23 protein-coding genes are annotated in these 22,379 nt (G+C 41.5%); 9 read left to right on the top strand and 14 right to left on the bottom strand.

Annotation, left to right across the window (positions count from 1 at the left end):
• The first annotated feature begins 52 nt into the window (after positions 1–52).
• Both glpK and rbsU read left to right on the top strand, forming a co-directional pair.
• A complete protein-coding gene (gene glpK, locus AC6UDB_RS04385) occupies positions 53–1,570 on the top strand; it encodes a glycerol kinase GlpK (protein ID WP_500696961.1) in 1,518 nt (505 codons plus the stop codon).
• Positions 1,571–1,691: 121 nt separating this feature from the next.
• Complete coding sequence (gene rbsU / locus AC6UDB_RS04380; protein ID WP_500694058.1) at positions 1,692–2,612, top strand: ribose/proton symporter RbsU; 921 nt, start codon at positions 1,692–1,694, stop codon at positions 2,610–2,612.
• A 61-nt stretch (positions 2,613–2,673) separates the two neighbouring features.
• On the opposite strand, the gene AC6UDB_RS04375 is transcribed toward rbsU, so the two are convergent.
• Entirely contained in the window at positions 2,674–3,087 is a 414-nt protein-coding gene (locus AC6UDB_RS04375) for a hypothetical protein (RefSeq protein ID WP_500694057.1), read from the bottom strand.
• A gap of 10 nt (positions 3,088–3,097) precedes the next feature.
• Complete coding sequence (gene rlmD, locus AC6UDB_RS04370; protein ID WP_500695813.1) at positions 3,098–4,510, bottom strand: 23S rRNA (uracil(1939)-C(5))-methyltransferase RlmD; 1,413 nt, start codon at positions 4,508–4,510, stop codon at positions 3,098–3,100.
• A 117-nt stretch (positions 4,511–4,627) separates the two neighbouring features.
• Here rlmD and AC6UDB_RS04365 point away from each other — a divergent pair, with 117 nt between their 5' ends.
• The 3 genes from AC6UDB_RS04365 (at position 4,628) to spxB (ending at position 7,907) form a co-directional block, all read left to right on the top strand.
• Positions 4,628–5,284: an ABC transporter ATP-binding protein gene (locus tag AC6UDB_RS04365; RefSeq protein ID WP_500709241.1), complete on the top strand. Its 657-nt coding sequence runs from the start codon at positions 4,628–4,630 to the stop codon at positions 5,282–5,284.
• The gene (locus AC6UDB_RS04360) at positions 5,277–6,044 is read left to right on the top strand and encodes an ABC transporter permease (protein WP_500694054.1); all 768 of its coding nucleotides are present in this window, start codon (positions 5,277–5,279) and stop codon (positions 6,042–6,044) included. The genes AC6UDB_RS04365 and AC6UDB_RS04360 overlap by 8 nt, the downstream gene beginning before the upstream one ends.
• Before the next feature lie 117 nt (positions 6,045–6,161).
• A complete protein-coding gene (gene spxB / locus AC6UDB_RS04355) occupies positions 6,162–7,907 on the top strand; it encodes a pyruvate oxidase (protein WP_500709240.1) in 1,746 nt (581 codons plus the stop codon).
• Positions 7,908–7,958: 51 nt separating this feature from the next.
• Here spxB and AC6UDB_RS04350 read toward each other — a convergent pair whose 3' ends face one another.
• Both AC6UDB_RS04350 and AC6UDB_RS04345 read right to left on the bottom strand, forming a co-directional pair.
• Positions 7,959–8,771, bottom strand: coding sequence for a DUF6198 family protein (locus AC6UDB_RS04350; protein WP_500695811.1), 813 nt, complete (start codon positions 8,769–8,771; stop codon positions 7,959–7,961).
• A 31-nt stretch (positions 8,772–8,802) separates the two neighbouring features.
• Positions 8,803–9,816, bottom strand: coding sequence for a zinc-dependent alcohol dehydrogenase family protein (locus AC6UDB_RS04345; protein ID WP_500709289.1), 1,014 nt, complete (start codon positions 9,814–9,816; stop codon positions 8,803–8,805).
• Positions 9,817–10,220: 404 nt separating this feature from the next.
• On the opposite strand from AC6UDB_RS04345, the gene AC6UDB_RS04340 reads away from it, so the two are divergent.
• Together AC6UDB_RS04340 and AC6UDB_RS04335 are read left to right on the top strand one after the other, a co-directional pair.
• Positions 10,221–12,167: an ABC transporter ATP-binding protein/permease gene (locus AC6UDB_RS04340; protein WP_500709239.1), complete on the top strand. Its 1,947-nt coding sequence runs from the start codon at positions 10,221–10,223 to the stop codon at positions 12,165–12,167.
• Positions 12,168–12,307: 140 nt separating this feature from the next.
• On the top strand, positions 12,308–13,024 hold the full coding sequence (locus AC6UDB_RS04335) for a gamma-glutamyl-gamma-aminobutyrate hydrolase family protein (protein WP_500709238.1): 717 nt from the start codon (positions 12,308–12,310) through the stop codon (positions 13,022–13,024).
• Between the two features lie 44 nt (positions 13,025–13,068).
• On the opposite strand, the gene phoU is transcribed toward AC6UDB_RS04335, so the two are convergent.
• The 7 genes from phoU to AC6UDB_RS04300 form a co-directional block, all read right to left on the bottom strand.
• The gene (gene phoU / locus AC6UDB_RS04330) at positions 13,069–13,764 is read right to left on the bottom strand and encodes a phosphate signaling complex protein PhoU (RefSeq protein WP_500709237.1); all 696 of its coding nucleotides are present in this window, start codon (positions 13,762–13,764) and stop codon (positions 13,069–13,071) included.
• 11 nt (positions 13,765–13,775) lie between these two features.
• Complete coding sequence (gene pstB, locus AC6UDB_RS04325; RefSeq protein WP_500695808.1) at positions 13,776–14,549, bottom strand: phosphate ABC transporter ATP-binding protein PstB; 774 nt, start codon at positions 14,547–14,549, stop codon at positions 13,776–13,778.
• 10 nt (positions 14,550–14,559) lie between these two features.
• Positions 14,560–15,360 carry a phosphate ABC transporter ATP-binding protein PstB gene (gene pstB, locus AC6UDB_RS04320; RefSeq protein ID WP_500709236.1) on the bottom strand — a complete coding sequence of 267 codons (801 nt, stop codon included), beginning with the start codon at positions 15,358–15,360 and terminating at the stop codon, positions 14,560–14,562.
• Between the two features lie 3 nt (positions 15,361–15,363).
• Positions 15,364–16,266, bottom strand: a complete 903-nt coding sequence (gene pstA / locus AC6UDB_RS04315; protein ID WP_500701305.1) for a phosphate ABC transporter permease PstA — start codon at positions 16,264–16,266, stop codon at positions 15,364–15,366.
• A 2-nt stretch (positions 16,267–16,268) separates the two neighbouring features.
• On the bottom strand, positions 16,269–17,192 hold the full coding sequence (gene pstC, locus AC6UDB_RS04310) for a phosphate ABC transporter permease subunit PstC (RefSeq protein WP_500709235.1): 924 nt from the start codon (positions 17,190–17,192) through the stop codon (positions 16,269–16,271).
• Between the two features lie 19 nt (positions 17,193–17,211).
• Positions 17,212–18,102, bottom strand: a complete 891-nt coding sequence (locus AC6UDB_RS04305) for a phosphate ABC transporter substrate-binding protein PstS family protein (protein WP_500709234.1) — start codon at positions 18,100–18,102, stop codon at positions 17,212–17,214.
• Between the two features lie 180 nt (positions 18,103–18,282).
• Positions 18,283–18,912: a TetR/AcrR family transcriptional regulator gene (locus AC6UDB_RS04300; RefSeq protein WP_500709233.1), complete on the bottom strand. Its 630-nt coding sequence runs from the start codon at positions 18,910–18,912 to the stop codon at positions 18,283–18,285.
• 118 nt (positions 18,913–19,030) lie between these two features.
• Between AC6UDB_RS04300 and AC6UDB_RS04295 the strand changes: the two genes are divergently transcribed.
• Positions 19,031–19,951: a metal ABC transporter solute-binding protein, Zn/Mn family gene (locus tag AC6UDB_RS04295; protein WP_500709232.1), complete on the top strand. Its 921-nt coding sequence runs from the start codon at positions 19,031–19,033 to the stop codon at positions 19,949–19,951.
• Positions 19,952–19,990: 39 nt separating this feature from the next.
• Here the strand turns inward: AC6UDB_RS04295 and AC6UDB_RS04290 are convergent, their stop codons facing one another.
• Entirely contained in the window at positions 19,991–20,716 is a 726-nt protein-coding gene (locus tag AC6UDB_RS04290) for a winged helix-turn-helix domain-containing protein (protein WP_500709231.1), read from the bottom strand.
• A gap of 96 nt (positions 20,717–20,812) precedes the next feature.
• Positions 20,813–20,953, bottom strand: coding sequence for a hypothetical protein (locus AC6UDB_RS04285; RefSeq protein ID WP_500695801.1), 141 nt, complete (start codon positions 20,951–20,953; stop codon positions 20,813–20,815).
• Between the two features lie 121 nt (positions 20,954–21,074).
• On the opposite strand from AC6UDB_RS04285, the gene AC6UDB_RS04280 reads away from it, so the two are divergent.
• Entirely contained in the window at positions 21,075–21,614 is a 540-nt protein-coding gene (locus tag AC6UDB_RS04280) for a GtrA family protein (protein ID WP_500694039.1), read from the top strand.
• A 34-nt stretch (positions 21,615–21,648) separates the two neighbouring features.
• On the opposite strand, the gene AC6UDB_RS04275 is transcribed toward AC6UDB_RS04280, so the two are convergent.
• Positions 21,649–22,314 carry a type 1 glutamine amidotransferase gene (locus tag AC6UDB_RS04275; RefSeq protein WP_500709230.1) on the bottom strand — a complete coding sequence of 222 codons (666 nt, stop codon included), beginning with the start codon at positions 22,312–22,314 and terminating at the stop codon, positions 21,649–21,651.
• Positions 22,315–22,379 lie beyond the last annotated feature (65 nt).

Here is a 22,379-nt window from a genome sequence, read left to right as displayed (position 1 = left end):
GAGATGAATTGAATCGTGCTAATATGAGTATCAAAAATACGATGAAACGGAGATGAACCAGTTGTCTGACAATAAAGATTACGTCCTAGCGATTGATCAAGGATCGACTAGTACGAGAGCGATTATTTATGATCATAGTGGTAGAAAAGTCATTGAAAGTTACAAGGAAGTTCCTCAAATTATCAATAGTGACGGATGGGTTGAACAGGATCCAAACGAGATTTGGAACTCCGTGCTTTCCGCTATTGCGAGTGCCTTGATTGACGCCTCCATTCACCCCGAAAACATTGCCTCAGTGGGGATTACCAATCAGCGTGAGACCACGGTAGTGTGGGACAAAGTGACCGGCAAACCCATTTACAATGCCATTGGTTGGCTTTCAAAACAAACTAATTCAATTGCTGAAGACTTAAAAAACAGAGGGTACGAGGACCTAATTCATAAAAAAACGGGCCTAGTTATTGACTCGTATTTCTCCGCTACCAAGGTCAGGTGGATTTTAGACCATGTTAATGGTTCACAGAAGCGCGCTTCTGATGGTGAATTGTTATTTGGGACCATTGATACGTGGCTCGTCTGGAAATTGTCTGGTGGGAAATATCACATTACTGATTATACGAACGCCAGTCGAACGATGATGTTTAACATTAATGACTTAAAGTGGGACGACGAAATCTTGAAGATTTTAAACATTCCAAAGATCATGCTTCCGACCGTTCATGCTTCTGATGGAGTTTATGGAACGACTGAAAACTACCAATTTTATGGTGTTAGTGTCCCAATTGCTGGAATTGCTGGCGATCAGCAGGCGGCGTTGATCGGACAAATGGGCTTTTCAAAGGGAATGGTTGAAAACACCTATGGTGATGGTGCTTTCATCATGATGAATACGGGACACCAGCCGCAGTACTCAGACGAGAATTTGTTGACGACCATTGCGTATGGAATTAACGGAAAAATTACGTATGCACTTGAGGGTTCAATCTTCGTGGCTGGAAGTGCGTTGACGTGGCTTCGAGACCAAATGAAGATTATCACCAGTGTTCCTGAGTCCAGACAGGCGGCTAAACGATCGACCGACCACAATGAAATCTACGTTGTTCCTGCTTTTAATGGATTAGGGGCCCCATACTGGGACCAAAATGTCAGAGGAGCCGTTTTTGGGATTACCCGAGGAACTAACAGTGATGATTTTGTAAAGGCCACGCTTCAGTCAATTGCGTACGGAACTAAGGATATCGTTAACACAATGGAGTCCGATACCGATCTCGATATTCCACAGATTCGAGCTGATGGGGGAGCTAGTCGCAATAGTTACTTAATGCAGTTTCAGTCTGACATTTTGAATATTCCGGTTCAACGAGCCAGCGATGAAGAAACGACCGGATTTGGGGCTGCCATCTTGAGTGGACTAGCAACCGGGTTCTGGAAAGATTTAGATGAAGTTCAGTCCATTTATGAAGAGGGAAAGATTTTCACTCCTTCAATGAAAGCAGCTGAACGAGATAAATTGTATCAGGGATGGAAGCGAGCGGTTAAGGCCACGCAGGCTTTTAAACCCATTAATTAAGACTTGCTTTGCAAGTTTTTAAATTTTTCTTAATGAAAACGTTTTCTTTTTATTTTTGACGTGTTATAATTAATTTCGTAAATAAGGGTTACAAAAGTATTTTGAAAAGAAGGTATGGGATATGAGTTTTGAAGCAATATTAATTGGATTAATTCCAGTGATTGGTTGGGGGCTATTTCCAACTATTTCATCAAAAATTGGTGGTAAACCAACGAACCAAATCTTTGGTGCCACAGTTGGTACATTGATTTTTGCGATTGTTGTCTTATTATTCACACAAGCTGGCTTCCCAATGGGCTGGAACTTAGTCTACGGAATCTTGTCTGGTATGGGTTGGGGCTTCGGTCAAATCATGGCCTTTAAAGGTTATTCTTTGATTGGTTCTTCAAGAGTTATGCCAATCACGACCGCATTTCAGTTGATTGTAACTGCTTTGTGGGGTGCATTTGCGTTAAGTAGTTGGCCTGGTATTGGTCACAAGATCATTGGAATCCTTGCTTTGATCGTTATCATTATCGGTGCCACTCTTACCACTTGGAGCCAAAACAAAGAAAACGTTAATAAAGGTGCGCTTGAAAAAGCCGTTATCTTACAGTTAATTGGTGTTATTGGTTACTGGTTATACTCAGCCGCTCCACAGGTTAATAACTTGACTTGGGCTAAGGGAATTTTGCCACAGTCCACTTCAGTAATGACCCCAATGGAAGCATTCTTGCCACAGGCAATGGGAATGGTCTTGATGGCTATTATCTACGGTTTGATGAACATGAAGAGTGAAAATGTGTTTGCTGAGGGTGTTTCATACAAACAGATTATTGCTGGTTTCTTCTTTGCAATTGCCGCATTCTCATACTTGATTGCTGCACAACCAAACATGTTAGGTCTTTCAACTGGATTCGTTCTATCACAGGTATCAGTAGTTGTTGCTACCTTGACCGGTGTTTACTTCTTACACCAGAAGAAGACTCCAAAGGAAATGGTTGCTACTTTGATCGGTTTAGCTTTGATCATCGTTGCTGCTGCCGTTACCGTTATGCTATAAAATCATTAATCTCAAACAAAAAAACACTTCACATTATGTGAAGTGTTTTTTGTGTTCCTAATTATTTATAATAATGACTTCGTTTTAAAAGTTCAGCTGAACGTTTATTGATGGGAACAAATCCCTTATTTTGCAAATGCCGGAAAAACATCATATTGTATACAAAACTCCATGCTAATGGCATGATTGCAAAAATCTCATAGGCAGAGGATGCGATGTTTAATCCAGTTAAGACGGTAAGTGCCATTGCTAGGATAAAATCCACCCCTAGCATACAAAGGGTATTATAGAAATCACCACGAAAAATAGAAGGCCAGATTCCAAAAACTAGCGTAGTGAATGAGAAGCCCACCTTTTGGACTTTGACTTCTTGGGTTTCTTTATTTTGCACGACGGCGTAGTTAGGTGGCAAGAACATGTTGTTCATGCCATTATTCCCACTATTATTGCCGTTATCGAATGGATTCATTGACAATTGGACCTTTCTAAGACTTTAAAGTAAATTTGACGACGACTTCGACGTGCGGAGTCTGTGGCATCATATCAACTGGTTGCAGGTAGTCCACGTTATAAGACTTCGTTAGTTGGACCAGATTCTGAGCTAGCGTTGATGGATTACATGAAACATATACAAATTTTTGTGGTTTAGCGGTTAAAATGGCATCAATTAAGTGTTGGTCAAGGCCAACGCGTGGTGGGTCAACCACTAGTGCCGTGGGTTTAAAACCCTCGGTTATCCACTGCGGCATCAAATCCTCGGCACTGCCAAAGTAGTAGGTGGCGTTATCAATATGATTGATTGCTGCATTATGATTGGCGTCGGTGATGGCTTCCTTAATGGTATCCATTCCTCTAACTTCAGAAACTTGGTTTGCTAATGAAAGACCGATGGTTCCTACCCCAGAATATGCATCAATCAAACGATCATCAGAATCAAGATTGAGGGCTGTTCCAGCTAAATCGTAGAGTTTTGGTGTCATGATGCTGTTGAGTTGGAGGAAAGCTCTTGGTGACAACTCAAATGATAAACCATTAATTTTTTCGGTAATACTATCATTTCCAGCTAAATGAACCGTCTTTTCTCCCCAGATCAAAGGTGAGTCACCAGGATTGATGTTTTGCATGACGGAAGTGACTTCTGGAAGGCGATCGGAAATCATTTCTAAGAGTTGATTTTTCTTAATCAACTTGGGCGTGTTAGTGATGAAAACCACCTGCACGTCGTTGGTATTGAGAGCTGCTCGAACTACCAAGGTTTTTAAAATGCCAGAGTGATTGGATTCAACGAACGTTGGGATGTTTAGTTCCTGAACCATTTCGACTAAAGCGTGCATGACCTTCATGGTAAGCGGATACTGAACGGAGCAGGTCTCCATGTCGACCACTTCGTGAGTTCCTTCTTTATATAATCCGGCGATGACTCTTCCGTTTGCTTCAGTTCGAACTTGAAACTGGGCCTTATTACGGTATTCATAGGGATTATCCATCCCGATCGTTTCCCTGACATCATAATGATCATAAGCCCTCGGATGATATCTTCTAAGCGATTGTTTAACTAAATCACGTTTGAATTCCAGTTGCTTAGGGTATGCGAGGTCTTCGAGTTCAAAACCACCAACTTCTCCAGCATATGGATCACGCGGTTTAACCCGAAAGGGACTTTCCTTATCAATTTGAACTAATTTTCCGCGTAGGTATTTAGGTTTAATCTCGGTTACATCAGCTTGAACTAATTCACCAACTAGCGCACCAGGAATAAAAATTAATTTGCGGTGAAAATAACCAATTCCCTCACCATTAATTCCGAGACGCTTGATGGTGACCGTAACTCGTTGGTGGAGTTCTACCGAAACATTTGACGATCTTTTTGAACCGTTTCTAACTCTTTTATAACTCATTAGAACTCCTTTTTTCTTCATAACAACGTCTACGTCATTATAGCAGACTCATATATGATACAAAAGTGTTGTATAATCATACTGTTAATTTGTTAAAAAGAAAAGAGAGGTATCAAAATGGCAGTACTAGAAACTAAAAACCTATGCTACGACGCTGATGGACGTGAAATTATCAAGGATATCAGCTGGAGCGTTGATGCCGGAGAGATCGTTACGATCACTGGTCCATCAGGGAGTGGGAAGACGACTTTTGTGAGACTTTTAGCGGATCTTTTGACTCCCAGTTCTGGTGAAGTAATTTTTGAAGGCCAAAACGTCGCTGATTTAAATCCAATTGAGTATCGGAGAAAAGTATCATACGCCGTTCAGCAACCCACCTTGTTTGGCAATACGGTCAAGGATAATCTTGAGTTCCCATATCAGATTCGAAATAAACCGTTTGATAAAGAACATGCGTTAAAAGCACTTCAAACCGTCGATCTAGGTGATGGTGATTTGGATCGGACGGTCGATAATCTTTCTGGTGGGGAACGCCAACGGGTCGCATTAATTCGCAACATCATGTTTGTGCCCGATGTGCTTATTTTAGATGAGGTTACCACTGGCCTTGATGAGAACACCAAGGAAAGTGTACACAAGATGATTAACTACATTAATCAAAAATATCACACCACGGTCATCATGATTACTCATGATCAAGGTGAGATTGACCATGCCACCGAGTTAGTCACAATTGTTAACGGACGACTAGTTAAAGGAGATAAAGATGCCTAATTTAATTGTTTCAAATCAAGCGCTCGCATTAACTGGACTCCTGGTCTTAATCGCGTTATTTGTCGGATGGAAAGAAAAGTTGGGCATTGATAAGTCAATTATCATTGCCACCATCCGTTGTGTGGTTCAGTTATTTATAGTTGGGTACGTTTTACGATTCGTTTTTCGGATCAATAACGTTTTTTTAACCCTGATTTTAATCTTAATTATTTTGTTTAACGCCGCTTATAACGCCAAAGGACGTAGTGACGGTATGGAACACGCATTGCCCATTTCCATCATTGCGTTAGGAAGTAGCACGATTGTCGTACTTGCGGTATTAGTCTTTGCGGGAGCAATTAAGTTTATCCCGTCTCAAGTGGTACCAATTACCGGAATGGTTGCCAGTAACTCAATGGTTGCCTTGGGACTTTGTTATCGAAGTATGAATTCCATGTTTAAAGACCGGAGACAGCAGATTATTGAAAAATTAGCTCTGGGAGCCGACGTGAAGACATCCTGTTCTGACATTGTGCGTGACAGCATTAAGACCGGGATGCAGCCCACGATTGATACTGCGATGACCGTTGGACTGGTTAGTTTACCCGGGATGATGGCTGGTTTAATCTTTGCTGGTGTTGATCCGGTTAAGGCCATTAAGTACCAGATCATGGTAACTTTCATGTTGCTTGGGATTACGGCCGTTAGTTCAATCATCGCATGTTACATGGGTTATCATAGTTTTTACACTAAAAATGACCAGCTTAGAAATATGAATTAATAAGTAAAGGCTCTGATTAGGAGTCTTTTTTATTGCTTCTGATAGGATAAATTGATGGAGTGGTTTATAATTCAATTGGGTCAACAGTTAAATTGGAAAAACGAAAAGAGGGATTCTATGAGTAAAATGACAGCAAGTAGAGCACTGGTGAAAGTGCTTGAGAGTTGGGATGTCGACCATTTGTATGGCATCACAGCTGGCTCTTTGAATAACTTATTGAATGCGCTAGATGAGGAAAAAAAGAACATTAAATATATTCAGGTTAGACATGAAGAGGTCGGTTCTTTGGCCGCTTCCGCTGACCATAAGTATACTGGTAAGATTGGGGTCGCCTTTGGTTCGGCTGGTCCTGGTGCGACTCACATGTTTAATGGTTTATACGACGCGAAGGAAGACAATACGCCAATGTTAGCCCTCGTTGGACAAGTTCCCCAACCAATGATGAACACCCGGTTCTTTCAGGAAATGGATGAACTGCCAATGTTTGCTGACGTTTCGGTTTACAACCGCCAGGCGTCAACTGCCGATCAGATACCGAAGATTATTGATGAAGCCATCAGGACGGCCTATCAAAAGAAAGGTCCAGCAGTCGTCATCTTACCGAATGATTTACTTGGAACTGAGATTGACTATGAACCAACTAAGACAGCCAACGTTTCAAGTAGCATTAAAACGGTTCACCCTAAACAAGCTGACGTTGATGAAGCCATTGAGATGATTAAGAAAGCCAAACATCCGGTTCTTTGGTACGGAAGAGGTGCTAAGGGTGCCCGAGATGAGATCGTGAAAGTTTCCGATCAGTTTAGCATGCCGGTTTTGTCCACGGCTCCTGCAACTGGGATTATGCCAAACGACAATCTGAGCTACATGGGTGCTCGTGGTAGACTGGGAACGAAACCCGGATTTGAAGTTTCGCAGGCTGCCGATCTGATTATTATGCTTGGAAACGACTTTCCGTTTGCTCGCTTCATGCCTAAAGATAAGAAAATCATTCAGGTTAATAACAATCTAGCTGATTTGGGTCGTCAGTATCAGGCCAACCTCACGATTCACGGTGATGCCAAGGAATTCTTGGAAATGTTAATTAATTCAGGAGTTAATCTCCCTCAAAGTGATTTCTTAAAAGCCGCTCGAATTGATCGCGAGAATTGGTTGAAGTGGCTTGATAGCATTGCGACTGACTATGACGAGGGTCTTAGAGCTGAGACTGTTTTGAAAGCAATCGCTGACCATTCTAAATCGAATGCGGTTTATGGACTTGACGTTGGAAACAATACCATGCATTCCATTCGTCAACTTCCGTTTAATCAGCAGCAGCAGTTTGCCATGTCACCGTGGTTTGGAACAATGGGCTTTGGTCTACCAGCTTCCATTGCTGCTAAACTCTCATATCCTGATCGTCAAGTTTGGTCGATTTCAGGTGATGGGGGATTCGCAATGGTCATGCAGGATGTGATTACGCAGGCCAAGTACAACTTGCCGATTATCAATGTCGTTTTGTCAAACGAACGCTTTGGTTACATTGAACACGAAGACGTTCAATCTGGCATTAGTGATTATGGTGTTGACCTCTATCAAGCGGATTTTGCCCAGGTTGCTGAAGGCATGGGTGCTCATGGTTTTAAGGTTTTGGGTCAAGATGAACTTGATAGTGTCATGGTTGAGATTGACCGAATGCAGGCTGAAGGTAACACGAAACCGATTGTGATTGACGCTAAGATTAAGGCGTTTGATCCAATTGATACTAGTTTTGTCCCACTTGACCCAGAAAACTTTGACCAAAAAACGATTGATGCGTACAAGAAACGTTATAACGTTTATGGTCAACCAGCATTGAGCGAGATTTTAAAAAGTTTGAAATAGTGGTTTAAATAAAAATAACCGATCTCGGTTGAGATCGGTTATTTCTTTTGCTTATTTTTTCTTTGTCTTTTCGTCTTCGTCAATATCAACGGCAACCGTTGATTCATCACCAACATCTAACGCTTGATGCTTTAGGTGAGGGAAGATGTATTTATCAGCAAGTCCAGTGATTCCACCTTGGAATAGGAACGCAAAGATCGTTCCAACTCCTAAGTTAGTAAATTGACGAGTAATTGCAAAGGCAACCACTGCCATGACAGTCGGTGGGATGTAGGAAGCCCACATGGCTTTCCCAGCAGCACCATTGAAGTACTTAAATCGCAGGATCTGCATCAAATCATCAGCGGGATGCAAGACTAAGTTGACTCGTTGGTAGATTGAGATGGCGGTTGCAATCAATGCTACCCCGAAGAAATTTAAGAGGACATAGAAAGCGACCATCATCCAACCCTTGGCTTCAGGGAATCCAGCAAAAAATGATACTTTTCCAATTACTGGCAGTGAACCATCCATGAAGAAGTCATCAAAGACCTGGATGAGTGCTGAGAACGGAACCATGAAGATGACGTTTCCAATGGCACGTCCCCAATCCCAGTGACCCACTAAAAAGGCGTTCAAAATGGTAATGGCAACTCCCAAGATTAGAAATGCCCAGAATAAGTTCCAGTGAAATGCATTTCCAAGGTTGGTTTCGGCTGCGGTCCAGTAAGCTGAACCTAGAAAAGATGGATGAATCTTAGCAGTTGTTACTAGAGTCAAAACATTTCCAGCAGAGTTAATTATTAATGAAAGGATAAAGAACATAATTGAAGCTGTCATGGAAATGGTACGTTTGGCTTTTCTATTAGCGGTTTTCTTCGCCATAGTTTCCCTCCACGATCAGATTTTGGTTCAATTATTTAAGATTACCATTAACTTTAACAATTGACTTGCCTTGAACCTTGTCAGTACCAGCTAATACACCAGGTACTTGTTCTAAAGTAAGGATGTTGTGTTGGAAAGGTGTAACCTTAACGGAACCATCTGAAAGTAAAGCAATTGAATCTTCGAAACTGTGGGGGTTAATCATTGAACCCTTGATGGTTAATTGCTTCTTGAAGATTTCGTAAGTGTTCATGTTAAATGTTTGACCTGGTGCACCAACACCAAACATCATAACTTGAGCGCCAGGATTAGTTGCTTCAACAGCTTGTTCTTGGGTTTCAGGCTTTCCAACACATTCGATTACCATGTCGTACTTGTCAGTGATTTTTTCCTTAGTCGTGTTGATAACCTTGTTTAAGTTAAGTTCTTTCTTTTCCCAAGCAAGGTTTTCATCATGTCTACCAGTCATGTCAATGTTCTGGATTCCGTAGATTCTAAGTAGTTGAGCAAACAACTTAGCCATGTATCCATCACCAATGATTAAAGCGTGTTGGTAAGGGGTAATGTTTTCGGTGATCTTCATCGTGTGAACGGCACATGAAAGTGGTTCCATTGAGCATGCAGTTTGAAGTGATAGTTCATCAGGAATGTGGTAAACAACCCTTTCTGGGGCAGTGAAGTAGTCTTCAAGACCACCATCTCTAGTTACACCAACGGCCGATAGGTTTTCACACAATTCGTAGCGGCCAGTGTGACAGTAGAAACATTTGTCACAGTAAATGTTAGGGTCAACAACAACACGGTCACCCTTCTTGAAGTCCTTAACGTTCTTTCCAACTGCGGAAACAACTCCAGAGTTTTCGTGACCTAACACGATTGGAGGAGTAGCATCAGCTGAACCTGGGAGACCATTGTATAAGGCGTGGTCGGTACCACAGATACCAGCGTAGGCAGTTTCAACTAAGACTTCGTCGTCCTTAGGGGTTGGGACATCTCTGTCTTCAATCTCCATGTGTTGCTTAGCTGTCATAACTAAAGCTTTCATTTTTGACATAAGATAACTTCCTTTCGAAAAGTTGATGAATTAATATCGTTACAATCTGAACATAACTGATCGAAAAAAATGGAAAGATTTCTTTCAGGAATATCAGATTTGTTTCCAAGTAATAATGTAAACCGTTTGAAAACTGTTTGCAAGGGCATTCCAGCTTCTGAAATAGATCCAATAAAAATTGAACAAAGAAGAAATTTGATAAGTGAAATAGATAACGGCATTAGAGTGGGAATTAAGCAATTAATTTTAATTATTGTTATGAAAAAATTACGAAAATATTTCACAAAATTATTTTTTTAATTTTCCGTTAAGGCCGTTCTTACTTTCAGGTTAAAATTTACTTTTGGTTAAATTAGTTTAAAATGGACACTACTAAAAAAGAAGGAGAGAACCAAATGGCTTATTTAGAACTAAGAAACATCAAAAAGTCCTATTATGTGGATAATCAGGATTTTCATGTTTTAAACGGGATCAGTCTCAACTTCGATCGTGGGGAATTTGTTTCCATCCTGGGAGAATCTGGTGGTGGAAAGACGACCCTTATGAATATTATCGCTGGACTAGACAGTGATTATTCCGGTGACGTTTTAATTGACGGGAAATCGTTAAAAAAAGATATCAGTAAACAACTTGATGAGTATCGGCGCAACACAATTGGTTTTATCTTTCAAAACTTTAACCTTGTGAATCATCTGACAATTAAAGAGAACGTGATGGTCTCTTTAGAAATGACAACTTTAACGCATAAAAAACAAGAAGCACGGGCCACTGAACTTTTAAAAAAGGTTGGTTTGTATGACCACCGTAACAAGTACCCCAATCAACTCTCAGGTGGACAAATGCAGCGGGTTTCAATTGCTCGAGCACTTGCTTCTGACCCAGATATCATCATTGCTGATGAGCCAACTGGTGCCTTGGACGCTCAAAATACTGATGACATCTTGGAACTAATGAACGAAATTGCAGAAGACGGAAAACTGGTAATTGCCGTCACCCACTCTCAGGTGGTTGCCAATTATGGAACGAGGATCGTTCATTTAGCCAACGGGAAGATTGATGAAGATAGGATTTTAAAACCTGCTTACCCGGTTAATAAAACGCAGGCGGACTTTCAGGCGCGTCCGGCCAAACTTGCTTCCATCTTTACGATGGCCTTCGAACACTTTCGTTATAACCTGAAGCGCAACCTGTTAATTATTTTTGGGGCGGCCATCGGCATCTTTTCGGTCATTTTCATGTTAGGTCTCGGCAATGGGGTCAAGGGATACATTAATCATGAAATTTATTCAGAGGTTAATCCCACTACCATTCAGGTTAGTCGAAAACAGAAACAGGGAGAGGAACAAAACCCTAAAAATGAACTTCTGACCAACCAGGATAACCAACAGTTGCAGGACCTAAAGAATGTCAAAAGTTCAACGTTAGGTAAGTTTTTAGCTGGCGGTCAGTTTAAGGCGGCCGATAAAACCGCTTCCGTTCAGTACATTCAAACATACTATCAAGGAGCGGTCTTAAAGAAGAACATTAAATCCGGAGCAGTCCCCACTAAAGATAATCAGGTGTTGATTAATAAGAAGACGGCCCAAAGCTTTAATAAGAAGAAGCCGTACGACATGACGGGCCAAAAAATTAAGTTGTTTGCGAATGCTCCCGATGATAACGGGCAGCCCCACGTCCTATCAAAAGAGGTTACTGTGAGTGGGGTGACTAGTGACGTGAACCCAATGGCACTTGTTAGTTCCAACACGATGAAGTCAATGTTTAGTGAGGCTAAAATGAAGTACGAACCGAACTTTGCCGCGGTGAACATCGCTGGTGGAGTTCCCAACGTTCAACCCGTTCAAGATAAGATTAAGTCGTTGAAGGGACCCAATCAACAAGCCAAGTACCAAATTACTGGTGCGGGTGCGATTGTATCAACACTGAACACTTACATTAACGTCGCTGTTTGGGTTCTAGCAGGAATTGCGGCAATTTCGCTCCTTGTGTCAGCAATTATGATTATCGTGGTGCTCTACATTAGTGTTGCCGAACGAACCAAGGAGATTGGGATTCTAAGGGCACTTGGTTTTACCAAGGGCAACATTCGAAACCTATTCTTCTCCGAAGCCTTTATTCTGGGAGTCTTCTCGTCCATCTTTGCGGTTATCATCGCCTACCTGGCCGAATGGGGAGCGGATACGATTTCTAATGGAGCGATTAAGTACGCAATTGTTCAAATTTCACCGGCCAATTCCATTATTGGGGCACTAGTCTTTGTTATTATTTGTTTACTAGCAGCACTTGCTCCAGCAGCCAAGGCCGCTAAATTAGATCCAATTGTGAGTCTGAGTTCCGAATAAAGATTAAAAAATTAATTAAGCTATTGCAATTATAGGAAAGTTGGACCAAACTAACTTCTAAACCAAATAAGAGCTATCCCGTTAATTCGGGATGGCTCTTATTCATTAGGAATTACTAAATTGTAATGGAGGGGTTCATTTTGAGAATTGGAATTGCGGCAAACGTTAACCGGATTAAGACGCCTAACTATAACCTTGATTACGCCAATTATACTGCTCAAGTTTTTATTGATTTACTGCAAAAACACGGCATTCTGCCTGTTATTATTCCCATGGCTGAGCTTGATATGATTTCCGAATACGTTGACTTAGTTGACGGCCTAATTATTCCTGGTGGTCAAGATGTTCAACCGGAATTATTCCACGAAAAATCAGTCGAACCAGACGATGCGCACTATCGACCCCATGATGAGTGGGAAATGGGACTGATTAAAGAAATGGTGCACCGGAGAAAACCACTTTTAGGGATCTGTCGGGGGCTTCAAGTATTAAACGTAGCTTTTGGTGGTAGTCTTTATCAAGACATTGCCACTGATTTACCCAAGTCTAACGTGCAACACGTGAAACACGACGATCCAAAGCATAATTTTCATGAGGTGCAAGTGAAAGCCAAAAGCCAGTTGGTCCATTCCGTTGGAAACCATCCGGTGGTGAACTCAATTCATCATCAGGGCCTAAAAAAGGTCGGAAATAGTTTGACCGTCACGGCCAAATCTCCTGACGGTGTCATCGAAGCGGTTGAAAATGATGATGCTAGTATCATGGGAATCCAGTGGCACCCAGAATTATTGTGGCAAAACGATCCAAAAGAGGAACAGTTGTTTTTGGACTTCTTTGAGCGAACCAGTAATCAATAAATAGCGAAAACCACCTTGATAGAAATATCAGGGTGGTTTCTTTGTTACTTGTTGTTTTCAAAGTATTCTTCATCGTGATTGGTGCTGTGACTTAGTTCGACCATCTTGCCGGTTTGATTGTAAACTAACCATTCGGCGAGGTTCACGACGTGGTCACCGATCCGCTCTAGCAATCGGATGACCATTAGGTAACTTAGGGCAGCTTGTGCAGTCTTACTGTTCTTTTTCAGGGATTCAGTTACTAACTTTCTGGTGGAATGATAATACTTGTCAATTGATTCATCTTGGTCAGCAATTTCCTTTGCTTCCGAGGCATTGCCCTCAAAGAAGGCCTCTAGTACCTGTTCTAACATTGAACGGACTTGTTCAGTCATTTCACTGATGACTTTTTCGACCGCCGGGATTCGTTCATGGCCCTTGGCGTTAATGGTTTCTCTGGCAATCGTATTGGCGTGATCGCCGATTCGTTCAATGTCGGTACTGGCCTTTAGGATGCTGATAATTTGACGAAAATCACTGGCAACGGGTTGCTGGAGTGCGATCAGTTGTAAGGACTGTTTCTCTAAATCCATTTCTTCGTTGTTAATCTTGGGGTCTTCCGCAATGATTTTGCGTGCGAGGTCCTTATCATGATCAATGAAAGATTTGGTGGCTTGATAGATTTGTTCACTACTGTCAAATCCCATTTCCATGAAGTGTCCTTTAAGTTTCTTTAATTCATCATCAAATAATGCTCCCATAGTCATTCTCCTTATCCAAATTTTCCGTTGAGATAGTCACTTGTTTCTTGCTTATCAGGATTCATAAACATTTTTTTGGTTTTGCCTACTTCCACTAGTCGACCGTTCAGCATGAACGCCGTTTTGTCTGAGATTCGAGAAGCTTGCGACATGTTATGAGTCACGATGATGATCGTATACTTGTCCTTGATGTTTAGGAGGGTGTCCTCAATCATCTGACTCGAAATAGGGTCGAGCGCGCTCGTTGGTTCATCCAGTAAAATCACGTCTGGTTGAATGGCCAAGAGTCTAGCAATGCAGATTCGTTGTTGTTGTCCTCCAGAAAATGAAAGCGCACTTTTATGAAGTTTGTCCTTAACTTCATCCCAGATAGCCGCCTGCTTTAGAGATTCTTCAACGCGTTCGTCCAATAATTGCTTATCCTTAACGCCAGCTAATTTTAAGCCAAAGGTGACATTATCGTACACGGAAAAGGGGAAGGGATTGGGTTGCTGGAAAACCATTCCGACTTCTTTTCGGAGTTCCACGATGTCTTCTTTTGGACCATAAATATTGTGACCATTGAGCGTGAAGCTTCCCGTGATGGTAATGTTTGGAATAAGATCATTCATTCGGTTTAAACAACGGAGGTATGTCGACTTTCCGCATCCAGATGGTCCAATTAGGGCGGTAATCTCATTTTGTTTGAAGTTTAAATTAATGTCGTGCAACGCTTTTCGCTTTCCATAGTACAAATTGACGTTTTCAGTTTTGATAATCTCTTTTGGTTCCGTTTTAGTTGTCATTTACTTCTCCTTAACCGAAGTTGCCGGAAATGTAATCCTCAGTGGCTTTGACCTGTGGTCTGGTGAAAATGTCAGCTGTTTTAGCGTACTCCATGACGTGTCCAAGATGGAAGAAGGCGGTATAGTCACTGACTCTGGCGGCTTGTTGCATGTTATGGGTCACGATGATAATCGTATATTTTTTCTTTAACTCTAGAAGCGTTTCTTCAATCTTAGAGGTTGAAATGGGATCAAGAGCACTCGCTGGTTCGTCTAACAACAAGATGTCAGGTTGCATGGCGATTGAACGAGCCATACAGAGCCTTTGAGCCTGTCCACCAGATAATTCAAGGGCGCTTGTATCCAGCTTGTCTTTGACTTCGTCCCATAGTGCAGCGGCTTTTAGACTTTGTTCTACTCGTTGATCAAGTTCCTGTGGATCTTTTACGCCATGTTTTCTAAGCGCAAATTTAATGTTCTCACGAATGGTTTTGGCAAAGGGGTTGGGGTGTTGGAAGACCATGCCAATGTTTTTTCGAAGGACGTAGACGTTTAATTTTTTTTGGTTAATGTCTACGTCTCTGTACATGATTTTACCGGTAACGTTCGCCACACCATCGTTCATTCGATTAAGACAGCGAAGAAAGGTTGATTTGCCAGATCCAGAGGCTCCAATGAGAGCCGTGATTTTGAACCTTGAAAACGCCAGTGAAGCATCAAAGGTAGCTTGCTTTTTACCGTAGAAAACGTTAATGTCCTTGGTCTCAAGGGCCATTTCTCCTGGTGGTGTAATAATTTGATGGTGGTCTAAATCGTAATTTTGTTGAGCCATGTTTTAACCTCGCTTTTTTCTAGAAGTCCCAGTCATCTTGCGGTAAGCCCAGTTACCTAAGAACCGAGACGACAGGTTAAAGACTAAAATAACAATGATAAGAACCGCTGAAGCGCCACTTGAAACAACGTGTGCGTCTGGAACAATTCCCTCGGTATTTAGTTTCCAGATATGAACTGCAAGGGTCTCAGCTGGACGCATGGGATTTAGGAAACTGCTGGGACTGAAAGGATTCCAGTTGGTGTAACTTACGATTGGCGCACTTTGACCAGCAGTATAAATCAAGGCGGCGGCTTCTCCAAAGATTCGACCAGAACTAAGGATGACACCGGTAATGATACCCGGGATCGCGAGAGGTAGTACAACTCCAGTAATGGTTTTAAACTTGGAGAGTCCAAGCGATAACCCGGCTTCTCTTTGTAACTTTGGCACCTCTTCGATGGAATCTTCGACACTTCTGGTAAGGAGTGGCAGGTTGAAGATGGTTAAAGCAATCGCTCCTGACAGAATGGAGTAATCAAGTTGAAACTTGATTACTAGCACCAAGTATCCAAACAGACCAACGACAATGGAAGGCAATGAACTTAGAACCTCAATGGCCGTTTTAACGAGCGTTGTGAGCCAGTTGTCCTTGGCGTACTCTGCCAGGTAAATTCCGGCCCCAAGACTAATTGGCAGCGAGATGATGATCGTCAGTATTAGCAGGTAGACGGAATTAAAGAGCTGATCTCTAATTCCACCGCCGGCACTGATCGAACTGGACGTGGTGGTTAAAAACTTCCACGAGATATCGGGTAGACCGGTGATGAGGATGTAACCGAGTAGGAAGATTAAGATCAGAACTACGACTACGACTAAAGCCCAGATGGTCCCAATGGCGAACTTATTAATTTTTTTGGCATTTATTTTCATTTTTTAAATGCACTCCTCTTTCCAATTAGTTTTACGATGACGTTGAATACTAGTGACATTACTAGTAAAACTAAGGCCAATGTCCATAAGGCGTTGTTAGGCAACGTTCCCATGATGGTATTACCCATTTGGGTCGTCAGTTGACTGGTTAAAGTTGCAGTTGGACTTGTCAAGCTGGTTGGCATGAGGACTGCATTTCCGATGACCATCTGAACGGCTAGTGCTTCACCAAAGGTGCGCGCCATTCCGAAGATCATCGCGGTAAGGATTCCCGGAGTGGCAGCCCGTAAGACCACTTTGTACATCATTTGCCATTTAGTGGCTCCGAGTGAAAGAGCAGCACTCCGGTAGTCTCGTGGGACGGCCTTTAAAGCATCGACTGACATTGAGGTGATGGTCGGAAGAACCATGACGAACAAAACGATGGTAGCTGGTAAAATCCCAGAACCGGTCCCTCCAAACATCGTTCTAACGATGGGAATCAAGACCATTAGGCCGATAAACCCATAGACAACGGATGGAATTCCAACGAGTAATTCGATTACTGGTTGCAGAATCTTTTGCCCTCGTTTGGGAGCAATTTCGGTCATGAAAAGAGCCATGGCAATCGCAAATGGGGTGGCAAGAATGGCAGATAGTAGGGTGACCGCAAATGAGGTGACGATCATTGGAAGTGCTCCAACTTCTGGTTTTCCATTTGGTCCCGTTTGACTGGGATTCCAGTCCCCCTTAGTGAAGAAATCGATGATACTGACGTGATCGGAAGTAAAGGTCGCCAGTCCCTTGGTGGTGATGAAGAAGAGGATGGTAATGACGAGGATGCCGATCAGGCCAATACATATGAGACTAATAAAATGACCAACCTTATCTTGATGAGTTTCTTTTGATGGTTTCAGTAATTTTTCTTTAATGTCATTCATATAAAAACCACTTTCATAATTATTTAACCGCTTGAACTTGACCTTCAGCATTCTTTTCAAATTTCATGTTTTTAACTTGAATGTATCCGATCTGCTTGACTAATTTCTGTTGAACATGATCTGAAAGCATGTAATCAATAAATTTTTTGGTGGTTCCAGTGGGCTTGCCCTTGGTATACATGTGTTCATACGACCAGATTTTCCAATTGTTATGTTCCACGTTGGGGTCAGTTGGTTGCACCTTATCGATGGAAATACTTTGCGTTTTATTGTTTAAATATGGAAACGAGAGGTAACTAACCGCACCGGGAGTCGATGAGACAATCTGTTGCACCGTTCCGTTTGAGTCTTGTTGCTGAGCGTTGACGGCTTTTTTGCCCTTTAAAACGGATTGTTCAAAGGTCATCCTTGTCCCACTTCCTTCGACTCGGTTAATCACCACGATTTTGACGTTATTTCCGCCAACCTGTTTCCAGTTGGTAACTTTACCAGTGAAGATTTGTTCAAGTTGTTTCATTGAGAGATTTTTCACTCCCACTTTTTTATTGGCAACCGGGGCAATTCCAACAACGGCAACCTTATGATCAACTAAATCTTTAGCAGTAACACCTGGTTGTTGGGAAGCAAAGACATCTGAATTACCAACATTAACGGCTCCCTGTTGGATTTGGCTTAGACCAGTTCCAGATCCACCACCCTGGACGTTAATGTTAACTTTCGGGTTACTAACCTGATACTCCCGACTCGCTTGCTCGACCAGTGGTTGAAGTGCCGTGGAGCCAACGGCGGTAATCTTATTACCGTTTTTGGCCTTGGTGGAAGAAGATGATGATCTGCACGCGGCGAGTCCCAGCGCCAGCAGTCCACACGTTAATATCAATGCAACCTTTTTCTTTTTGCCTAATGACATGGACGAAATCTCCTTTGGTTTAAATGGACATTATTTTGTTTACGAACCAAGTATATAAGGTGAATGTAAATGTTAAGTAAATTTTACGGTCTTTTTATGTAAATGTTTGGTAAAGCCAAAAAGATCCCCTTCAATAGTACTTGAAGGGGGGTCTTAAATAACGGTGTTATTAAAAACAAACTAAATGGACAGCCATGCCATCCATCCCGGATAGAAGAAGTCGTAGAGGTTGTTACACAGCATGATGGCCTCTTGTTCGTTATACCGATGTTTCAAAATGTCACAAAAAGTAGCATAAAACGAGAACACGTGAAAATGCAGTTCCTGGTAGTTAAACTTAAAGCTAACAGTGATGATGTTACGTTCTTGCATGATCCCAATGGCGTTAGCAATTTTTTGGGTAAAGTATTTCGTTAGCATTTCGGCTAGATTGTCGTACTTCGACCCCTCTGATTTAAAAAGAATTAATTCCTTATACTTCGGATTAGCGTAAAGGGTGTGGATGATTGGATTCATATTCAAAATGTTTTGTTTCCACACCGTTTGAACGCTGGCTGGACTGATTTTAGCCATTCCCTGATTAAACTGATTCTCATATTCGTCTTTTAATTGCTTGATAAAGGGATTAAGAATTTCATCTAGAATCGCATCCTTTGATTCAAAGTGTTTGTAAAAGGAACCGGTTGTCCGGTTAGCGTTTCGGCAAATTTCACGAATCTTTGTCTTATCAAACCCGTTTTTTAGAAAGGCCTTAAACCCGGCCTCTAGTAATAGGGAATGGGTTTTATCCTGGTTACGAACGTTTGCCATGAAAATTCCTCCAGTGGATTGATTGCTCAATTTAAGATAACAGTGTTATATTAAGTGAGTATTATTTGTTTAATGATGGTCAACTTAACTTCGGATGATGTTTCAAAGGAGAAAAACAATGATAAAAAAGTTTAAGTTAAGTATAACAGCAATTTTAATCTTATTTTGTGTCATCGTGCTAGTTGGTTGTGGCAAAAAATCAGGAGATGAACGGGCCAACCATAAGCTGAGAGTGGTTACCTCAACTAATTTTTATGGTCAAATTGCGAAAAATGTTTTGGGAAATCAGGGGAGCGTTCAGCCGATTATTAAGGGAAGCGGTGACCCACACGATTTTGATCCTTCAACGAGTGATGCGAATCAAGTTGCAAGAGCAGACGTGGTTGTTGAAAATGGCATTGGATACGACGATTGGATGAAAAAGCTGGTAAAGAATGGAAGTGATCAGACGTCGGTTGTCAACGTTTCAAAGGTGATGAACCGAAAAGATGGAGATAACGAGCACATTTGGTATGATCCTGACACCGTTAGTAAGCTCGTCTACCGACTGGCAGACGTCTATAGTGAAAAACAACCGAATCACAAACGTTATTTTCATGATAATGCCAAGCGGTATTTAAAAGAATATGAACCAGTTAAGCAGCAGGCGGAAAAGGCACGAGATAATCTGAACGATTACCAGTTAAATCGCAAGGTCGACGTCAGTGAACCGGTTTTCGATGATGCCCTCCAGTACATGGGATACAAGGCAAATGACCCTGATTTTGCCAATGCGACCGAGAAGGAGATTGACCCGTCACCTAAGAGTATTCAAAACATCAGGGATGATATCACTCACCATCGGATTGCTTTCTTTGTTGATAACACGCAGGCTGACAGTAAAATGGTCAAGAACCTCGTCAAGTTAGCTAAGGATCATGATGTGCCGGTTGTAAAATTGACCGAAACGATTCCTGAAGATAAAAACTACTTGGAGTGGATGGATAATGCCTATCAGCAGGTGGTCAAAATTCAAAATAATGAAATGAAAAACAAATAAAATGACATCCAAGCCCGTTAATGGTTTAGATGTCATTTATTATTGTTTATTTAATTTCGCTTCAAATTCATAACCAAAGCCACGGATCGTTTTGATTAAGACGGGCTCTTTGGGATTAGGTTCAATCTTGTCCCTTAGATGACTGATGTGCATTTCAAGCATCCGCGAGGACTGGTCAATGTAAAGATCGTTCCAAACGCCGTTTAGGATTTGTTCACGACTCAGGATCCGTTTAGGGTGAGTCAGAAAGTACTCTAAAAGCTTGAATTCTTTAGGCGTTAGTCGGAGCGAAGTACCGTTTTTGGTGGCAACCTTCTGATCTAAATCAACGTCGATGTCAGAAAAGTGAAATCGTGGTTTGACCTTCTTATTTTTTTCCTGCTTTAGACTATTATTTTCGTCTTGGTAGAAGCGCGCACGATGCTTCATCCGGAGCATGACTTCGTCAGCGTTGTATGGTTGGATGATGTAGTCGTCGATGCCAACTTTAAATAATTGATCAACGATGCCCTCGTCCTTTTTTTCTCCCAGAGCGAGAATTGGAAGTGAGGCCTTTTGGCGGATTTTAGGGATAAGCTCGATCAACTTTTGAGCTGCAACGGTACTTAGGTCCCAAATAATGGCCTGTTCTTCGTACTTTTGAATGGATGATAGTAGGCTTGAAACATCGTATAAATCGTCGACAAAGTACCCATTGTCATTAAAGGTTTGGTTGAAACTAAGTGCTAATGATAATTTTTCAGTCACTAAAACAATGTGATTCATGGCACCATCCCGATTAAAAATCACGCTTCTCTTTCTTCACTCATTATACAGTTTTATGGCTGATAATCGTAACTTTAACGTTTTCACGTAACTAAGCTACTTGGAATCAGAATGTCGGTTCTCTTTTTCCTGTCGTTTTTTGGCGCGATGAAGACTCACTAAGACGGTAATGATGGTTACTACTACGAAAACGACCACCATCATTATGACGAGCCAGATAAACGTGCTTAAATCCATGACGTCCATTCCCTTCGTTAATGATTGGTTTTATTTTAACACGACCGAAAAGATTAAGTTTTAAGGAAATCACAAATTTATAACTTAATTGATTGTGATAAAATGACTAAGAAGGGGTTTGATGCATATCATGAATGATACAAACGACGCTAATACTACTAACTACTTAGATATCGTAAAAAGATTAGTTTTTGATGAAAAAATTGAATACTTGTTTTGGGGAGCCATGACCACCCTGGTTTACTTTGTCAGTCGATTCGTTTCGATGAAGATTTTTACCAGTGATTTTACTCCCGTCTTAATTGCCCAAGTTCTGTCGATTGCGTTTGCTTTTGTGGTGAACAAATACTTTGTTTTTAACAGTGGAACGCAGTCCAAGACACTTCAGGCTCAGATCGTTAACTTTGTTTCGGGACGATTGTTTGTTTTAGTCCTTGACTTTTTGATGACTTACGTAATGATCGATAAGTTTCCGCAATTTTTCATTAAGATTTTATTTTTAGATCACTTAAACTATTCGGCTTGGCTATTCCAACTTCCCGTTGTTCACGGGTTGATTGGGAGTCCCACGTTGTTTAACAGTTTTATCTGTGTGGTTGGAACACAAATCATGGCCATTGTGATTAATTACTTTGTTTCTAAGTACTTTGCTTTTAAATAAAATCAAAAAAGCATCCACTTTTTCTAGGTGGGTGCTATTTGTTTGCAATGTAATCCAAAATCTTGAATAAATCGAGATGGTTCTGTTTTGAAATTGGGTGGTTAATGATGGTGTTTTTAGACTGACTTAAAACGGACCCGGTAAGGTAAGGGTAGTCGTTAATTGCCATTTCGGTGACGTTATCGTGGTTGGGTTCAAGGTGAAACTGGAGGCCAACGAGGTTATCCTTTACAAATCCCTGATTAACGAGTTGATCACTTGAGTACAATAACGAGGCACCATCTGGAATCTGAAACGTTTCCTCATGCCAGTGGAGCACTTCTAGTTGGTTGGATAATCCGGAGATGAGTTTTGTTTTTAAGTAGACGGGAGCAAACCCAACTTCCTTAGTGTGCGAGTCAAAGACGGAAGCTCCTAGAACTTTGGCCATTTGTTGGGCACCAAAGCAGGCGCCAAAGACTGGTTTTCTTTGGCTAATCATCCGTTTGATTAGTTCTCGTTCGGACTTGATCCAGTTTGTGTCATCATTGACGCTCATTGGGCCGCCTAAGATTACTAACATGTCGGTTGTACCAGCGTCTGGTAGCACCTTAAACTGAGAAGGATAATAAACGAACATCTGGTAATGGTTGTGATGAATCCAGTCGGAGATTGCTCCGGGTCCCTCATCAGAAGTGTGTTGCAAAATGCTTACTCTCATTATTGTTGTTCCTCTTGAATTGACCGTGATAATAAAAAAATAATGCCATTTGGCATTATTTTAGT

The sequence above is a fragment of the Fructilactobacillus sp. X3R2C1 genome (genome assembly GCF_059901235.1).
Note: the sequence above shows the minus strand (reverse complement) of the source record. Positions and strands in the feature narration are given on the sequence as shown.

What these genes read in the sequence shown, in the direction of transcription:
- glpK (WP_500696961.1), top strand. Translation starts at nt 53, where the DNA reads ATGAACCAGTTGTCTGACAATAAAGATTACGTCCTAGCGATTGATCAA.
- rbsU (WP_500694058.1), top strand. Translation starts at nt 1,692, where the DNA reads ATGAGTTTTGAAGCAATATTAATTGGATTAATTCCAGTGATTGGTTGG.
- rlmD (WP_500695813.1), bottom strand. Translation starts at nt 4,510, where the DNA reads ATGAGTTATAAAAGAGTTAGAAACGGTTCAAAAAGATCGTCAAATGTT.
- AC6UDB_RS04365 (WP_500709241.1), top strand. Translation starts at nt 4,628, where the DNA reads ATGGCAGTACTAGAAACTAAAAACCTATGCTACGACGCTGATGGACGT.
- AC6UDB_RS04360 (WP_500694054.1), top strand. Translation starts at nt 5,277, where the DNA reads ATGCCTAATTTAATTGTTTCAAATCAAGCGCTCGCATTAACTGGACTC.
- spxB (WP_500709240.1), top strand. Translation starts at nt 6,162, where the DNA reads ATGAGTAAAATGACAGCAAGTAGAGCACTGGTGAAAGTGCTTGAGAGT.
- AC6UDB_RS04350 (WP_500695811.1), bottom strand. Translation starts at nt 8,771, where the DNA reads ATGGCGAAGAAAACCGCTAATAGAAAAGCCAAACGTACCATTTCCATG.
- AC6UDB_RS04345 (WP_500709289.1), bottom strand. Translation starts at nt 9,816, where the DNA reads ATGAAAGCTTTAGTTATGACAGCTAAGCAACACATGGAGATTGAAGAC.
- AC6UDB_RS04340 (WP_500709239.1), top strand. Translation starts at nt 10,221, where the DNA reads ATGGCTTATTTAGAACTAAGAAACATCAAAAAGTCCTATTATGTGGAT.
- phoU (WP_500709237.1), bottom strand. Translation starts at nt 13,764, where the DNA reads ATGGGAGCATTATTTGATGATGAATTAAAGAAACTTAAAGGACACTTC.
- pstB (WP_500695808.1), bottom strand. Translation starts at nt 14,549, where the DNA reads ATGACAACTAAAACGGAACCAAAAGAGATTATCAAAACTGAAAACGTC.
- pstB (WP_500709236.1), bottom strand. Translation starts at nt 15,360, where the DNA reads ATGGCTCAACAAAATTACGATTTAGACCACCATCAAATTATTACACCA.
- pstC (WP_500709235.1), bottom strand. Translation starts at nt 17,192, where the DNA reads ATGAATGACATTAAAGAAAAATTACTGAAACCATCAAAAGAAACTCAT.
- AC6UDB_RS04305 (WP_500709234.1), bottom strand. Translation starts at nt 18,102, where the DNA reads ATGTCATTAGGCAAAAAGAAAAAGGTTGCATTGATATTAACGTGTGGA.
- AC6UDB_RS04300 (WP_500709233.1), bottom strand. Translation starts at nt 18,912, where the DNA reads ATGGCAAACGTTCGTAACCAGGATAAAACCCATTCCCTATTACTAGAG.
- AC6UDB_RS04295 (WP_500709232.1), top strand. Translation starts at nt 19,031, where the DNA reads ATGATAAAAAAGTTTAAGTTAAGTATAACAGCAATTTTAATCTTATTT.
- AC6UDB_RS04290 (WP_500709231.1), bottom strand. Translation starts at nt 20,716, where the DNA reads ATGAATCACATTGTTTTAGTGACTGAAAAATTATCATTAGCACTTAGT.
- AC6UDB_RS04285 (WP_500695801.1), bottom strand. Translation starts at nt 20,953, where the DNA reads ATGGATTTAAGCACGTTTATCTGGCTCGTCATAATGATGGTGGTCGTT.
- AC6UDB_RS04280 (WP_500694039.1), top strand. Translation starts at nt 21,075, where the DNA reads ATGCATATCATGAATGATACAAACGACGCTAATACTACTAACTACTTA.
- AC6UDB_RS04275 (WP_500709230.1), bottom strand. Translation starts at nt 22,314, where the DNA reads ATGAGAGTAAGCATTTTGCAACACACTTCTGATGAGGGACCCGGAGCA.